Origin of the sequence: Goodfellowiella coeruleoviolacea, from assembly GCF_024171785.1 — a bacterium.
Taxonomy (GTDB): Bacteria; Actinomycetota; Actinomycetes; order Mycobacteriales; family Pseudonocardiaceae; genus Goodfellowiella; species Goodfellowiella coeruleoviolacea.
The window spans coordinates 20596-35178 of sequence record NZ_JAMTCK010000021.1 but is presented as its reverse complement, the minus strand read 5'-3'; the positions used below and the strand labels follow the sequence as shown (position 1 = coordinate 35178).

The 14583-nt window shown below is 70.7% G+C and carries 14 protein-coding genes; 11 read left to right on the top strand and 3 right to left on the bottom strand.

From position 1 onward, the window contains the following. Positions 1–43: 43 nt before the first annotated feature. Positions 44–922: a YwqG family protein gene (locus LX83_RS34045; protein WP_253779207.1), complete on the bottom strand. Its 879-nt coding sequence runs from the start codon at positions 920–922 to the stop codon at positions 44–46. A gap of 156 nt (positions 923–1078) precedes the next feature. Between LX83_RS34045 and LX83_RS34040 the strand changes: the two genes are divergently transcribed. Then, the gene (locus LX83_RS34040; protein WP_253779205.1) at positions 1079–1606 is read left to right on the top strand and encodes a helix-turn-helix domain-containing protein; all 528 of its coding nucleotides are present in this window, start codon (positions 1079–1081) and stop codon (positions 1604–1606) included. Between the two features lie 639 nt (positions 1607–2245). Here the strand turns inward: LX83_RS34040 and LX83_RS34035 are convergent. Further along, positions 2246–3670 carry an aminotransferase-like domain-containing protein gene (locus LX83_RS34035; protein WP_253779202.1) on the bottom strand — a complete coding sequence of 475 codons (1425 nt, stop codon included), beginning with the start codon at positions 3668–3670 and terminating at the stop codon, positions 2246–2248. Positions 3671–3734: 64 nt separating this feature from the next. Here LX83_RS34035 and LX83_RS34030 point away from each other — a divergent pair, with 64 nt between their 5' ends. From LX83_RS34030 to LX83_RS33990, 9 genes are all read left to right on the top strand, one after another. Beyond that, positions 3735–4100: a cupin domain-containing protein gene (locus tag LX83_RS34030; protein WP_253779199.1), complete on the top strand. Its 366-nt coding sequence runs from the start codon at positions 3735–3737 to the stop codon at positions 4098–4100. A gap of 181 nt (positions 4101–4281) precedes the next feature. After that, entirely contained in the window at positions 4282–4833 is a 552-nt protein-coding gene (locus LX83_RS34025; protein ID WP_253779197.1) for a ribbon-helix-helix protein, CopG family, read from the top strand. A 208-nt stretch (positions 4834–5041) separates the two neighbouring features. Next, positions 5042–5890 carry a DUF4097 family beta strand repeat-containing protein gene (locus LX83_RS34020; protein WP_253779195.1) on the top strand — a complete coding sequence of 283 codons (849 nt, stop codon included), beginning with the start codon at positions 5042–5044 and terminating at the stop codon, positions 5888–5890. Positions 5891–5922: 32 nt separating this feature from the next. After that, a complete protein-coding gene (locus LX83_RS34015) occupies positions 5923–6909 on the top strand; it encodes an ATP-binding cassette domain-containing protein (protein WP_253779193.1) in 987 nt (328 codons plus the stop codon). After that, positions 6906–7706: an ABC transporter permease gene (locus LX83_RS34010; protein WP_253779190.1), complete on the top strand. Its 801-nt coding sequence runs from the start codon at positions 6906–6908 to the stop codon at positions 7704–7706. Before LX83_RS34015 ends, LX83_RS34010 begins: the two co-directional genes overlap by 4 nt. 40 nt (positions 7707–7746) lie before the next feature. Then, the gene (locus tag LX83_RS34005) at positions 7747–8970 is read left to right on the top strand and encodes a cytochrome P450 (RefSeq protein ID WP_407649728.1); all 1224 of its coding nucleotides are present in this window, start codon (positions 7747–7749) and stop codon (positions 8968–8970) included. Between the two features lie 91 nt (positions 8971–9061). Then, entirely contained in the window at positions 9062–10288 is a 1227-nt protein-coding gene (locus tag LX83_RS34000) for a cytochrome P450 (RefSeq protein WP_253779187.1), read from the top strand. A gap of 289 nt (positions 10289–10577) precedes the next feature. After that, on the top strand, positions 10578–11246 hold the full coding sequence (locus LX83_RS33995) for a DUF4097 family beta strand repeat-containing protein (RefSeq protein WP_253779172.1): 669 nt from the start codon (positions 10578–10580) through the stop codon (positions 11244–11246). Positions 11247–11355: 109 nt separating this feature from the next. Beyond that, positions 11356–12537, top strand: coding sequence for a serine hydrolase domain-containing protein (locus LX83_RS33990; RefSeq protein WP_253779169.1), 1182 nt, complete (start codon positions 11356–11358; stop codon positions 12535–12537). Between the two features lie 132 nt (positions 12538–12669). On the opposite strand, the gene LX83_RS33985 is transcribed toward LX83_RS33990, so the two are convergent. Beyond that, entirely contained in the window at positions 12670–13227 is a 558-nt protein-coding gene (locus LX83_RS33985; protein ID WP_253779166.1) for a hypothetical protein, read from the bottom strand. Between the two features lie 137 nt (positions 13228–13364). On the opposite strand from LX83_RS33985, the gene LX83_RS38595 reads away from it, so the two are divergent. Then, positions 13365–14459, top strand: coding sequence for a WD40 repeat domain-containing protein (locus LX83_RS38595; RefSeq protein WP_253779162.1), 1095 nt, complete (start codon positions 13365–13367; stop codon positions 14457–14459). The last annotated feature ends 124 nt before the right edge of the window (positions 14460–14583 follow it).

Sequence of the window (14583 nt, the reverse complement as noted above, 5' to 3'; positions counted from 1 at the left end):
GCTAAACACTGACGTTGCGTGAGGGTCAACTCGGCGGGAGCGGTCAGTAGCACTGGCCGGTCATCCAGACCCGACCGAAGTCACCGGCGCGCAGGTCGTCCGCCCTGATCACGAAGTAGAGCCGGCCGAAGTCACCCCACTGCCAGTCGAGCGTGCTGTCGGTGTCCACCTGCAGCAGCAGCCGCCACTCCGGAATGCCGCGCACCACCTCGTCGAAGCCGGGATCGCGGTAGTAGTCGCGCTTGTTCGTGTTGACGCCGCTCGCCGCGAACTGCGCGTCCCGCCAGGGCATCTCCTGCACGGGCTCGGGCCAGCCGCCGATCTGGTGGGCCGGTCCGCTCGGCCGCCACACCGAGGTCAGCCCGACCTCCGCCCACGCGGTGACCAGCGCGTCCAGGCGCTCCCTGGCCTCGGCCGGCAGTTCGCTCTCCTCCTCGTCGGGGTAGGAGTCGTAGCCGGCCAGGAACGCGTCACCGATCTCCGGGCCGGACGGGGTGAGCCGCATCGGGTGTGCCGGGGTGACCCAGGCACCGTCCGGGGCCGGGGTGTCCACCGCGTCGGCGGCACTGGTGTGGATCACCCGCCAGCCGTCGGCCTCGTCGGGGTCCAAGCCCCACGGGTGGTCATTGCCCGCGCCGCAGAAGAAGTTCAGGAAACCGGTGCGCGGTAAGCCGATCGACTCGTCCAGCGCGGTGATCTCGGCGCAGTCGACCAGCGCCAGGAAGTTCAACGGCTCGTCGCCCCAGGTCGGCCAGTCCGAGCCGGGTGGCAGCAGCGGGTTGCCGCCCAGCCGTGACCGTCCACTCGGGACTCCGTGGGACAGCCACACCGCCGAGCGCACCAGTTGGTCGGCGTAGTCCGGGCCGAGGTGCCGCTCGCTCAGTTCCCGCATCCTGTGGTGCGCGTCGCGCTGCTCGTTCATGGCCGGCGAGTGTGCCAGGGGCAACCGACACTCCCCACCGCTCACACCGCCAGCTGCCGTGGCGCGGTCAGGCCCGGGTGCGGCCGCGAACCACCCATCAGGGGGATAATCGAACAAGACGAAACAGGTTACGTTTCGTTTGAATGAGGAGGAGTCATGGATGGATCTCCCCAGCCGGAGACGTACCTCCCCGGTGCCGATGAGGAGCGACTGGCAGAGGTGCACGCGTTCCTCAAGGCGCACGAGGGCGCTGAACGCGGCAGGCCAGCGGCAGCCTGCTTTCTGAGCGGGCCCACTCCGGACGACCGCGTCGAACTTCCGCCGGAGCTGTTCCGCGCGCTGCGCCAGGTAGCCCAGGCGCTGCAGGAGGGTCTGGCGGTTTCGGTGACCCCGGTCGCGCAAACGGTCACCACGCAACAGGCGGCGGACCTGCTGGGGGTCAGCCGCCCGACGCTGATCCGACTGCTCGACGACAACGAGATTCCGTTCGAACGCGTGGGCAGCCATCGCCGGATCGTGCTGCGAGACGTGCTCGCCTACCGCGCCCGGCGCCGCGCCGAGCAGTACGCCGCGCTGGCGGCTACCGCGGTCGACGAGGACGAGGACCTCGACACGGTGCTGCGGCGGCTGCGGACCGCACGTCGGGAGGTCGCGAAGCGCCGCCGAGGCGAGAACCCCCACTGATCCGACAACAACCAGAAGAAGCCCTCGCGGGTTCGTCGCCCTGCTCGACACCTGTGTTCTCTGGCCCAGCCTGCAACGTGATTTCCTGCTCTCGCTCGCCGCTGAGGTCATGTACCGACCGTTGTGGAGCGTCGCGATTCTGGACGAACTGGCCTACGAAGAAGAGCAGAAGCTGATCGCCCGCCACGTCGAACCGGCCGAAGCGGCCAGCCGCGCACACCGCCTTGTCGCGACCATGAGGCGCGCTTTCCGCGACGCCGAGGTCGAGGGCTGGGAAGACTCGACGGCGGCTACGGGCTGCCTGACTCCGCTGACGAGCACGTCGTCGCCGCGGCCGTCGTTGGTGGGGCCGATGCCATCGTCACCCACAACGTCAGGGACTTTCCGCGCTCGGCGCTTCCCCGGGGACTTGAGGTGCTGTCTCCTCGGCTGTTCGCCGCAGGAGTTGTGGCTTCGAATCCCGCCCAGGCACTGGTCGCGGTGACCACGATCGCGGAGCGTTCCGGACGCTCAGGTCGCGTTCGAAGCACCGCCGAAATCCTTGACACCCTTGACCAGCGGTACGGGATGGAACACGTTGCACAAGTGCTCCGCCCCTTGATCTGATCCCACTGCCAGACCAACGACCACCGTCGCCGCTCACACCGCCAGCTGCGGTGGCGCGGTCAGGCTCCGGGCGGCCTGGTCGTAGGCGCGCCAGGCCAGGGCCAGCCGGCGGACCGCCTCGGTCAGCTCCTCGGGCGACGGCACGAAGTGCACGCGCACGTGCTCCCGGCTGCCGCCGCCGGCGTCCAGGCCGCTGCCCGGCAGCACGGCCACCCCGTGCCGCAGCGCGGTCTGCACGAACGACACGCCGTCGCCGTGCGGCAGCCGCACCCACAGCACCTGGCCGCCGCGCGCGGGTGGCGCCTGCCAGTCGGGCAGTTGGGCGGCCAGTTCGGCGCGCAGGTGGTCGTGGTTGGCCTTCAGCTGGGCGGCCCGGCGCTGGCGCAGCGCGGCCAGTGCGGGCAGCAGGTGGGCGGCGGCCAGCTGCGCCGGGATGTTGCCGCCGATGTCGTGCACGGCGCGCAGCCGGGACAGCCGGGCGGCCAGGGGCTCGGGCGCCCGCACCCAGCCGACCCGCAGGCCACCCCAGACCAGCTTGCTGAGCGAGCCGACCGAGATCACCCCGGGCGCGTGCGCGGCCAGCGGCGGCGGCACGTCCTCGCCGGGGAACGCCAGGTGGGCCAGGACCTCGTCCTCGACCAGCGGCACGCCCGCACTGGCCGCGGCGCTGGCCAGCCGGCTGCCGGCCAGTCCGGACAGCATCCCGCCGGTGGGGTTCTGGCACGTGGCGATCACGTAGGCGAAGGCGGGCCGGTGGTCGCGCACGGCCGCCTCAAACCCGGCCAGCCCGACCGGCAGCGCCCTGGGCACGGCCAGGACCTCGCGGAACGCCTCCAGCGCGCCGGGGTAGGTGGGCGCCTCCACCAGCACCTGCTCGCCCGGCCGGGTCAGGGCGCGCGCCAGCAGGGACAGCGCCTGCTGGCCGCCGTTGGTCACCACGATCTGCTCGGGCGCGGTGGGCACACCCCGACCGGTGTAGTGCTCGGCCAGGGCCTGGCGCAGGACGGTGTCCCCGGACGGGTGGTAGCCGATGTCGCCGCGCCGCGCGGCCAGGTCCACCACGGCCCGCTGGTAGGCCTCGACCAGCTCCGGCGGTGGCGCGTCCGGTGCGGCGCAGGCCAGCAGGATCACCCCGTCGCGCGGTTCGAGCAGGTGCAGGAAGGCCGGGGCGTCCGTGGTCTCCGGCCCGGCGTCCGGCACCGGCCCGGCCACCCGGGTGCCGCTGCCCTGCCGCCGGACGATCCTCCCCTCCAGGCGCAGCAGGTCGTAGGCGGCCACCACGGTGCCCCGCCCCACGGCGAGCGCGGCGGCCAGTGCCCGATCGGGCGGCAGCAGCGTGCCCAGCGGTAGTTCGCCCTCGTCGATCAGCCGGCGCAGCCGGTCCGCGAGCAGCAGGTACAGCGGTCCCCGCCCGGAGGACCAGCGGCCGAGCCGTTCGGTCAACTGGATTGGTTCCATAACCGGACCAATTGTCCGCGATTGGCTCTGGGGTGGTGGCGGCGGTCCCCGCAGGATGGCTGTCATGAGCACGCCAACCGACTCCTCGACCACCTCGACGACCACCTCGACCGGCGCCGTGTCCATCCCCGCCGCGATCGCCGGGCTGCCCGGCCCGTTCCAGCCGCGCGAGTTGGCCCTGGTCAACGACGCCGTGGTGCGCCTGGCCCAGTTCCACGGTGAGTTCCCGTGGCACCACCACGACGAGGACGAGCTGTTCCTGTGCTGGGACGGCACCTTCCGCCTGGAGCTGGAGGGCCGCGACCCGGTCGTGCTCTCCGCCGGCGACATCTTCGTGGTGCCCCGGGGCCTGCGCCACCGCCCGGTCGCCGACGAGCCCGCGCACGCCCTGATGGTCGAACGCCCGGAAACCAAGCAGTACGGCAACTGAATCCCCAGCTCACCCCGCGAGTTGACTTTGCAAACCCCCCGAGTTGCACGTTCACGCAGGGCCATGTGAGTGACACCAGTGGCGCCATCCCCAGCCGGGGTGGCGCCACTTTTGTGCCGCCTGGCGCCATATGGCGCCATCAGGTGTTGCGATGGCGCCATCGGTGTGCCATATTGGTGCCATGGACCTCACCTCGTACGTGGCGAGCCTCGGTCGCGAACTCGCCGTGGCCGCCGAGGTTGGCGGTGACGAGGCCCGCGCACTCGTCGAACGGTTGAGCGGGCCGCTGGAGTCGGCGATCCGGCTCACGCTGCTGCAGGCGATCTCGGCCGCCGCGGACGAGATCACCCGCGACCTGGCGCCCGGCTCCGTCGAGGTGCGGCTCCGCGGGCTCGACCCGAACTTCGTGGTGACGCCACCCCCGGTCGAGCAGCGGTTCGAGGACCCGGGAGAGCGCCCCGCCGAGCCCGAACCCAGCGCCCCCACCCCGGTCGACAGCGGGCCGTCGCTCGACGAGGGCGCCACCGCGCGGATCAACTTCCGCCTGCCCGAACAGCTCAAGGCCGCGATCGAGGAGGCCGCCGCCAGGGAGGGGCGGTCGGTCAACGCGTGGCTGGTCCGGGTCACCTCGGCCGCACTGCAACCACAGCAACCAGCACAGCGACCACCCGCCCCGCAACCGCAGCAGAGCGGCAGGCGCGGCGCCCGGCACTACACCGGCTGGGTCCGCTGACCCGGTCCCGGCCCGCGCCGCCAGCCCGGCGCTGACGCCGCCACCGCACGGAGCCCACGGGCCACCGCCGGGCTCCGCCACCTCTCCCGGCAGCCGCCCACCCGCTGCCGCGCACCTCACCATCCACTGAGGACTCCCGTACGCGCGCCGATGCCGCACGTCCACGCCCGGCCCGCGATTCGCGCTCGACCCGTCTGGAGGCACACCCATGTCCACTTTCGACACTCCGGCCCCGATCGACGTCCGTCTCGACGCCGGCGTGGTCAACATCCGGATCACCGCGAGCGACCGCACCAACACCGTGGTCGAGCTGCGCCCGACCGACGAGGACGACGAGTCCGACGTGAAGGCCGCCCAACAGTCCCGCGCCGAGTACGCCAACGGCACCCTGCTGATCAGGACGCCCCGGCCGCGCGCCTTCGACTTCTCCAAGAAGACCAGGTCGGTCGAGGTGTTCATCGAGCTGCCCACCGGTTCGCAGCTGCACGGTGACGCGTCCGTCGGCAACCTGCACTGCACCGGCCGGCTCGGCGAGGTGCGGTTCAAGACCTCGATGGGCAACTTCGCGTTCGACCGCACCGGCCCGCTGCACGCGACCACCGGGATCGGCCACGTCAGCGTGGACCGGGCCGACGGCAACGCCGAGATCAGCACCGGCACCGGCCAGGTGCACCTCGGCCAGGTCGACGGCACCGCGAACGTCAAGAACTCCAGCGGCAACGTCGAGATCGACGCGGTCACCGGTGACGCCAGGCTGCGCCTGGCCGCCGGTGAGATCACCATCGGCCAGGCCGGCGCCGGCATCGACGCCAAGACCGCCATGGGTGCCGTGCGGGTCGGCGCGGTGGCCCGGGGCTCGGTGGAACTCAAGACCGCCATGGGCGACATCGAGGTCGGCGTCGTCGAGGGCACCGCGGCCTGGCTCGACGTGCACACCAGCTTCGGCAAGGTCCGCAACGGCCTGACCGAGACCGGCCAGCAGCCCGGCCCGGCCGAGCAGACCGTGGAGATCCGCGCCAACACCTCGTGCGGTGACGTCGTCATCCGCCGCGCCTGACCACCACCCCAACCACCACAGAGGACACAGCCGTGCCAACCACCACGCCCCAACCGGCGATCACCGCCACCGGACTGCGCAAGTCGTTCGGCGACAAGGTGGTGCTCGACCGGGTCGACCTGCACGTCCCACCGGGCTCGATCTTCGCGCTGCTCGGCCCCAACGGCGCCGGCAAGACCACCACCGTCAAGATCCTGACCACGCTGATCCGCGCCGACGCCGGCACCGCCCGCATCGCCGGCCACGACCTGGCCACCGACCCGAACGGGGTGCGCGCCGCGATCGGCGTCACCGGCCAGTTCTCCGCCGTGGACAACCTGCTCACCGGCGCGGAGAACCTGCTGCTCATGGCCGACCTGCACCACCTCGGCCGGACCGAGGCCCGGCAGCGCGTCGCCCACCTGCTCGAACGGTTCGACCTGGTCGAGGCCGGCCGCAAGCCCGCGAGCACCTACTCCGGTGGCATGCGGCGCCGGCTCGACCTGGCCATGACCCTGGTCGGCAGCCCCCGGGTGATCTTCCTCGACGAGCCCACCACCGGACTGGACCCGCGCAGCCGCCGCGACATGTGGCAGATCGTCCGCGAACTCGTGGCTGAGGGCGTGACCATCTTCCTGACCACGCAGTACCTGGAGGAGGCCGACCAGCTCGCCGACCGGATCGCCGTGCTCGACCACGGTCGCCTGGTCGCCGAGGGCACGGCCGACGAGCTGAAGCGCCGCATGCCCGGCGGGCACGTGCGGCTGAAGTTCACCGACCAGCGCGCGCTCGACTCGGCCGTGCACGTGCTGGGCCGCCAGGCGTCCCGGGACAGCGACGCGCTCACCCTGCGCGTGCCCGGCGACGGCAGCCTCCGCTCGCTCAAGCCGCTGATCGACCGGCTGGACCAGGGCCGGGTCGAGGTGGCCGAGCTGACCGTGCACACCCCCGACCTCGACGACGTCTTCCTCGCCCTCACCGGCACCCCCGACACCCCCGCGACCCGCACCCCCAAGCACGAGAAGGCAGCCATCCGATGAGCACCGCGTCCTTCGCCCTGCGCGACTCCGCCACGATGTTGCGCCGCAACCTCCGGCGCATGCTGCGCTACCCGTCGATGACGCTGATGCTCGTCGGCATGCCCGTGGTGTTCCTGCTGCTGTTCGTCTACGTGTTCGGCGGCACGCTCGGCGCCGGGCTCGGCGGCGGCGTCGGCGGGCGCGCCGAGTACGCCAACTACCTCACCCCGGCGATCCTGCTGATGACCGTGACGGCCGTGGTGCAGGGCACCGCGATCTCGGTGGCCATGGACCTGACCGAGGGCATCATCGCCCGGTTCCGCACCATGGCCATCGCCCGGGTGTCCGTGCTCACCGGGCACGTGCTCGGCAGCCTGATCCAGGCGGTGATCGGCCTGGTCATCGTCACCGGCGTGGCACTGCTGGTCGGCTTCCGCCCCACCGCCGGCCTCACCGAGTGGCTCGCCGCGGCCGGCGTGCTCCTGGCCCTGGCGTTCGCGCTGATCTGGCTGTCGGTCGCGCTCGGCCAGATCAGCAAGAGCGTGGAGACCGCCAGCAACCTGCCCATGCCGCTGATCCTGCTGCCGTTCCTCGGCAGCGGGTTCGTGCCCACCGACTCCATGCCGGGGGCGATCCGCTGGTTCGCCGAGTACCAGCCGTTCACCCCGGTCATCGAGGCCCTGCGCGGCCTGCTGCTGGGCGGGCCGAGCGCGGCCGAGGTCGGCACCAACACGGCCATCGCGCTCGCCTGGTGCGCGGTCATCGCGCTGGCCGGCTACCTGTGGTCCAAGCGCCTGTTCAACCGCGAGTCCAACTGACCAACCAAATGCCACCACCACATCTATCTGGGGAGAAACCGTGGAACACCCGTTGTCGGCCCAGCCGACCGACACCGTCCAGCCGTCCCTGCCCGTGGGCCCGCCGCCCGGGTGCCCGTTCGATCCACCTGCGGAGCTGGCGCGGCTGCGCGAGCAGCGCCCGGTCAGCCGGCTGGCCTTCCCGGACGGGCACGTGGGCTGGCTGGTGACCGGCCACGCCCAGGCCCGCGCCGTGCTCTCGGACAGCCGGTTCAGCTCCCGCTACGAGCTGCTGCACCTGCCGTGGCCGGGCACGGAGGACGTCGAGCTGCCCCCGGCACCCGCCGGTGACCTCACCGGCATCGACCAGCCCGAACACACCCGCTACCGCAAGCTGCTCGCCGGCAAGTTCACCGTGCGGCGGATGCGCCAGCTCACCGAGCGGGTGGAGCAGATCACCGCCGAGCACCTGGACGCCATGCAACGCCAGGGCCCGCCAGTGGACCTGGTGCCGGCGTTCGCGCACCCGGTGCCCGCGGTGATGATGTGCGAACTGCTCGGCGTGCCCTACGCCGACCGGAAGGCGTTCCAGCGGCACCTGACCGCGTTGAGCCGCGTGGACGAGACCACCCTGGACGAGCAGGCCGCCGCGTACACCGCGGTGCAGGAGTACGTGCGCGAACTGGTGCTGGCCAAGCGCGCCAACCCGACCGACGACCTGCTCAGCGACCTGACCAGCAGCGACCTCACCGACGAGGAACTGTCCGGCATTGGCGCGTTCCTGCTCGGCGCGGGACTGGACACCACCGCCCACATGATCGGGCTCGGCACGTTCGCCCTGCTCAGCCACCCCGACCAGCTCGCCGCGCTGCGCGCCGACCCGGGTCTGGCCGAGTCGGCCGTCGAGGAGCTGCTGCGCTACCTGTCCATCGCCCACACCGGCGGCCGCGCCGCGCTGGAGGACGTGGAACTGGACGGGCAGCTGATCAGGAAGGGTGACATGGTCGTCATCTCGATGGAGGCCGCCAACCGCGACCCGCTGAAGTTCCCCGACCCGGACACCCTGGACATCCACCGCAACGCCACCGGGCACCTGACCTTCGGCCACGGCATCCACCAGTGCCTCGGCCAGCAGCTGGCCCGCGTCGAGCTGCGGGTGGCCCTGCCCGCGCTGTTCGCCCGGTTCCCCACGCTGCGGCTGGCCGTGCCGGCCGAGGAGGTGCCGATGCGCGACGACGTCAAGTTCCACGGCGTGCACGCGCTCCCCGTCACCTGGGACGTCTAGCTGGCGGTGGCACTGCCCCGGCGGCCCGCGCCGGTCGCGGGTCAGGCCCCCGTCGGCTGAGGCCGCACCAACCACCACAGAGGGAAATCCGATGACCGAACCTGTTGCCATCCCGCGCGGCCTGCCCATGGAGCGCGACGCGGGTCCGTTCAACCCGCCCAGCCAGATCACCCAGCTCCGCGAGACCCGCCCGGTCTGCCCGATGATCTTCCCCGACGGGCACGAGGGCTGGTTCGTCACCGGCTACGAGGCGGTCCGCCAACTCATGGCCGACACCCGGTTCAGCTCCCGCCAGGACATCGGCATCATCCACGTCCCGTTCGAGACCCCGGGCATGCCCGTCCAGACCGAACCGTCCCCGCCGGAGCCGGGCCTGTTCATCAGCATGGACCCGCCGGACCACACCCGGCTGCGGCGCAAGCTCATCGGCGCCTTCACGGTCAGGCGGATGAAGCAGCTCGAAGAGCACATCACCGAGATCACCGAACGGCAACTGGACCACCTGGCGAGCCTGACCCCGCCGGTCGACCTGGTCGCGGAGTTCGCGTTACCGGTGCCCTCGCTGGTGATCTGCGAACTGCTCGGTGTCCCCTACACCGACCGCGAGACCTTCCAGGCCAACTCCACCAGGTTCATGGAGCGGGACATCTCGCTCGACGACAAGATCGCCGCCTACGGCGCGATGATGGGGTACCTGACCGAACTGGTCACCCGCAAGCGCGCCGAGCCCGGCGACGACATCCTGTCCGACCTGGCCCGTCACGACGACCTCAGCATCGAGGAGCTGACCGGCGCCGCCTTCCTGCTGCTGCTCGCGGGCCACGAGACCACCGCGAACATGCTGGCGCTGGGCACCTTCGCGCTCCTGGAACACCCCCACCAGCTGGCCGAACTGCGCGACAACCCGGACCTGATGCCCGACGCCGTCGAGGAACTCCTGCGCTACCTGTCCGTCGGCGACCTCTTCTACCGCTACGCGACCGAGGACATCGAACTCGGCGGCGAGACCATCCCCGAGGGATCGACCGTCTTCGTCTCGCTGCTGGCCGCCAACCACGACCCGAAGCGCTACGACAACCCCGACACCCTGGACATCCACCGCAACGCCCGCGGCCACCTGTCCTTCGGCCACGGCGTGCACCAGTGCCTCGGCCAGCAGTTGGCCCGCATCGAGATGCGCGCCGGTTTCACCGGGCTGCTGCGCCGCTTCCCGTCCCTCAAGCTCGCCGTGCCCGCCGGTGAGGTGCGGCTGCGGACCGACATGAACATCTACGGCGTGCACGCCCTCCCGGTGACCTGGACGGACACCGCCCGGTAGCACCAGCACCATCACCCGAGGACGGTAGGTGGCCCGCGTCGAAGGCGTTGGGCCACCTACCCGTGTCCAGCGACTCCCCGCGCGTCCCCACGGGCCCCGGATAGCGTTCACACTCACCCCATTGCAACGCGCTTGATCGCCCGGCATTGCGTTAGATTTAGACCCATTGCAACATTTTCAACCACACTACCTGCGGATATCGTGTTTTACCGCAACGGTGATGTTGCGGAATCTAGAAACGCAACGTAGCGTTTCCGGTGTCAGAAACAACGAGCCACCGGAGACCACGATGCAGAAGTTCGACACCCCCGCCCCGATCGCCACCGTCCTCGACATCCCCGCCGGGCGCGTCCAGCTCATCGCCGCCGACCGAACCGACACGGTGGTGGAGATCCGGCCCTCGGACACCGCCAGGAGCCGCGACGTGAAGGCGGCGGAACAGACCACTGTGGACTACGGCGACGGCGTGCTGCGCATCCAGACCCCGACCAAGAACCAGATCCTCGGCCCCTCCGGGTCCATCGAGGTGACCGTCCAACTGCCCGCCGGCTCCCAGGTCAACGCGAAGGCGGCCAGCGGCGAGTTCCGGGTGGTCGGACGGCTCGGCGACGTCACCTTCGAGGGCGCACAGGGCCCGGTCAAGATCGACGAGGCCGCCACCGCCAACCTCACCACCGCCGCCGGCGACATCTCGGTCGGCCGCCTCACCGGCCCCGCGCAGATCAGCGTCAGCAAGGGCGACATCCACATCACCGAGGCCGTGCAGGGCTCGGTCGTGCTGCGCACCGAGGCCGGCAACGTGGTGGTCGGCGCCGCCGCCGGCGTCTCGGCCGCACTGGACGCCGGCACCAACTACGGCCGGGTCCGCAACGCGCTCAAGAACGCCGAAGGCGCCAACGCGCAGCTCAAGATCCACGCGACCACCTCCTACGGCGACATCACCGCCCGCAGCATCTGACCCCAGCTGACCCCACCCGCCGCCGACAGCCGCCGACCAACAACCGCAAACCCGCATCGCAGACCCGCATTCGCGAACCCGCATTCGCAGACCCGAAGGAGCCACGACAATGTCCAGCACCGTCACCGACCAGACCACGCCAATTGCCGCAGCCGGGCCGGACCGCCCCGAGTTGCAGCAGGCCATCCAGGAGATCGTCGACTCCGGTTTGCTCGGGATGCAGCTGCGCGTGCACGACGAGCGGGGCGAGTGGGTCGGCAGCGCCGGCAGGGCCGAGCTGGGCGGGACCGCCAAGCCGCCGACCAACGGCCGGCACCGGATCGGCAGCAACACCAAGACCTTCATCGCGGCCCTGGTGCTGGGCCTGGTGGCCGAGGGCCGGATCGAGCTGGACACCCCGGCCGCCAACTACCTGTCCGAGTTCGACCTGGACCCGCGGATCACCGTGCGGATGCTGCTCCAGCACACCAGCGGGATCTTCAACTTCACCGGTGAGTACTACCCCGACGGCACGGTCGTGCCGGGCATCGTGTGGTCCGGCAAGGAGTGGGTGGACAACCGCTTCCGCACCTACCGTCCCGAGGAACTGGTGGAACTGGCCCTGGCCAAGCCGGCGCGGTTCGAGCCGGGCGCGGACTGGAGCTACTCCAACACCAACTACGTGCTGGCCAGGCTGCTGGTCGAGCGGGTCACCGGCCGCCCCTACGCCGAGGAGATGCAGCGGCTGATCCTCGGGCCGCTCGGCCTGACCGACACCGTGGCCCCCACCACCGAGTCCGACATCGCCGAGCCGCACGCCCACGCCTACTACCGCTACGAGGACGCCGGCGAGCAGCACACCGTTGACGTCACCCGCCAGAACCCCTCCTGGATCTCCAGCGGCGGCGACATGATCTCCACCACGCGCGACCTGCAGACGTTCATCTCCGCGCTGCTGGGCGGAAAGCTCCTGCCGGCGGAGCTGCTGGCCGAGATGTGCACCCCGCGCCCGACGGGCATCCCGAACATGGGCTACGGCCTGGGCGTGTTCGTGCAGGACATCGACGGTGGCGGCCGGGTCATCACCCACAACGGCGGCATCTCCGGCCACGCCGCGCTGATGTTCAGCACACCCGACGGCACCAAGACCATGACCGGCGCGCTGAACTACGTGGACGACGCCGCGCAGTCCCTGGCCGTGGCGTTCCAGCAGGCCACCCAGCGGCTGCTCAACCAGGTGTTCGGCCCCGGCCAGGCAGCCGACCCGACCCAGTCGGCCCAGCCGACCCAGCCGGCTCAGTCGACGAACTGACCACATGGGATTCGCGCCTCTCGCGAACAGATTCCCCGTCACCGCACACCAGCTCGACCGAGCACCCCCGAAAGCAAGAGGGCCACGCTGCCGCGCGTGGCCCTCTTCGCGTTCACGCCGCCGCCCACGCCGTCATGTCACCGGTCCGGCGTCACCGCTGTCGTCGGCGTTCTCGGGAACGTCCTGCCCCCGCGCATCAGCCGCGGCGCATTCCTCGTGCCGTCGGTTCCAGGCCGCAGCCTTCTTCTCGTAACGACGCTCGAACTGCCGATTGCGCCGTTCCTCCCAGAGGGACCCGGCCGCGCGACCGGTCACCAGGAGTTCGTCGCTGTCGGTCTGCTTGCTCACCTCGAACCCGGCGGCGCACAGGATCGTGTACATCGCCTCCTGCATCGCCCCACCGATGGTCGTGAACAACTGACGGAACCCCCGATTTTCCGGCCCCTCGTTCAACGGGTCGTCGGCCCACGCCTCCTGCGCGGCATCCATCAGAATCGCGTGCACGTGCCAGTGAACGACCACACCGGACATGCCCGGCATGTCAACCGACACCATCGCGCCAGCGGTGCCCTTCGGGTGGGAATCACTGGGGACCACCGGCAATCCGGCGACAGCCAGTTCGGACATCACGGAGTGGGCGAGAAACTCCAGCCGGATACGGTCATCGTGCTCACCGGGCGCCTTTTCCACCACGGCATCTTCCCGCGCCGCACTGACCCTTGGCCACGGCACCAACCAGTGCCTGGGGCAGCAGCTGGCTCGCGTCGAACGCGGGTCGCGAAAGGGCTTCTGCCCTCCCGCCCGAGCGCAACCGGTAGTTTCCAGCCGTGGAAGCCGCTGCCCTGCTCCGATCCAGTCGGATCATCTCCGACTCACCGATCCAGGATCTCGACATCGTGATCGTGGCCGGACGTCCCCTGGTGGTCTGCACCGACTTCAGCGGTCAACAGGTCTTCACCTGGGATCCGGCCGAGGACCGCTGGACCGCGCACCAGTTGGAGAACCCGTACGGGCCGGTCGAGAAGACGATGACCGGGGGGTGCCTGCTGGAGATCGGTGCCGCGGTCATCGACGGGCGAGTCGTGGTCGGCGGCGGCGGGTACGAACAGCCCTTCGCCCAGTGGGACCTGGAAACCGGCGCGGTGCGGACCTACATCCGCGCCGATCACGGCGGGCTGGCAAAGGTGTCCACTGTGGAACTCGCTGGGCGGCCCTGGTTCGTCTGCGGCGACAGCAGCATGCCTGCCACCGTGCGCCTGTGGGACGCGGCGCAGCGCGACGCGCTCATCGAGGACGAGGAGGCCAGGAACGAGGGCTACGACCCCGAGGATTACCTCCAGATCGAGCACGTCGCCGCTCCCCTCGAACGGTTCGGGCACGTCGACAGCATCAGCGGGCTCGCGTCAGGAACGTTCCGGGGACGTTCGGTGGTGGTTTCCGGCGGTGTCGACGGCCAGGTGATGATGTGGGATCTCGACGAGAAGGCACCCGTCGTCCAGTTCGAGCCCCTCGACACGATCAGGGGAGTCGGCCTGGTGACCGTCGACGGGCAGGTTCGGGTGGTGGCGGCCGAACAACGGTGCGTGACGTTGGGTGACCCGGACACCGGCACGTGGGACGAGCCCATCGAGATGTCCGAAGACCCCGAAGCTGAAGACGACTACGAGGACGATGACGAGGACGAAGGCATCGAGTGCATGACTGTCGGTGTCGTGGCCGGCAGGCCGATCGCGGTGACCGGTTCCGGGGACGGCACGGTGTGCTGCTGGGACCTGGCGGGGCGGCGGCTGCTCGGCGAGCCGTTCGCCGGGCACGACGGGGAGGTGTTCGCCGTCCGGATCACCGAACTGGACGGCCGCGCCGTCGCACTCACCGCTGGCCGAGATAGCCACATCCGCGTTTGGCACCTCGACCAGCGCTGACTTCCTCGCGGCGAACACCCAACGCCCCCGCGCGCCTGGCCACAGTGAAGGCCGGCCACCTGGGCGGCTGACCCCGCCAGCAAGCAGATGCCCCGCCCAGAACTCACCTGGGCGGGGCATCGTC

Coding starts and splice junctions, on each gene's coding strand:
- LX83_RS34010 (WP_253779190.1), top strand. CDS start 6,906: ATGAGCACCGCGTCCTTCGCCCTGCGCGACTCCGCCACGATGTTGCGC.
- LX83_RS33990 (WP_253779169.1), top strand. CDS start 11,356: ATGTCCAGCACCGTCACCGACCAGACCACGCCAATTGCCGCAGCCGGG.
- LX83_RS34030 (WP_253779199.1), top strand. CDS start 3,735: ATGAGCACGCCAACCGACTCCTCGACCACCTCGACGACCACCTCGACC.
- LX83_RS34020 (WP_253779195.1), top strand. CDS start 5,042: ATGTCCACTTTCGACACTCCGGCCCCGATCGACGTCCGTCTCGACGCC.
- LX83_RS34025 (WP_253779197.1), top strand. CDS start 4,282: ATGGACCTCACCTCGTACGTGGCGAGCCTCGGTCGCGAACTCGCCGTG.
- LX83_RS34000 (WP_253779187.1), top strand. CDS start 9,062: ATGACCGAACCTGTTGCCATCCCGCGCGGCCTGCCCATGGAGCGCGAC.
- LX83_RS33995 (WP_253779172.1), top strand. CDS start 10,578: ATGCAGAAGTTCGACACCCCCGCCCCGATCGCCACCGTCCTCGACATC.
- LX83_RS34035 (WP_253779202.1), bottom strand. CDS start 3,670: ATGGAACCAATCCAGTTGACCGAACGGCTCGGCCGCTGGTCCTCCGGG.
- LX83_RS34045 (WP_253779207.1), bottom strand. CDS start 922: ATGAACGAGCAGCGCGACGCGCACCACAGGATGCGGGAACTGAGCGAG.
- LX83_RS34040 (WP_253779205.1), top strand. CDS start 1,079: ATGGATGGATCTCCCCAGCCGGAGACGTACCTCCCCGGTGCCGATGAG.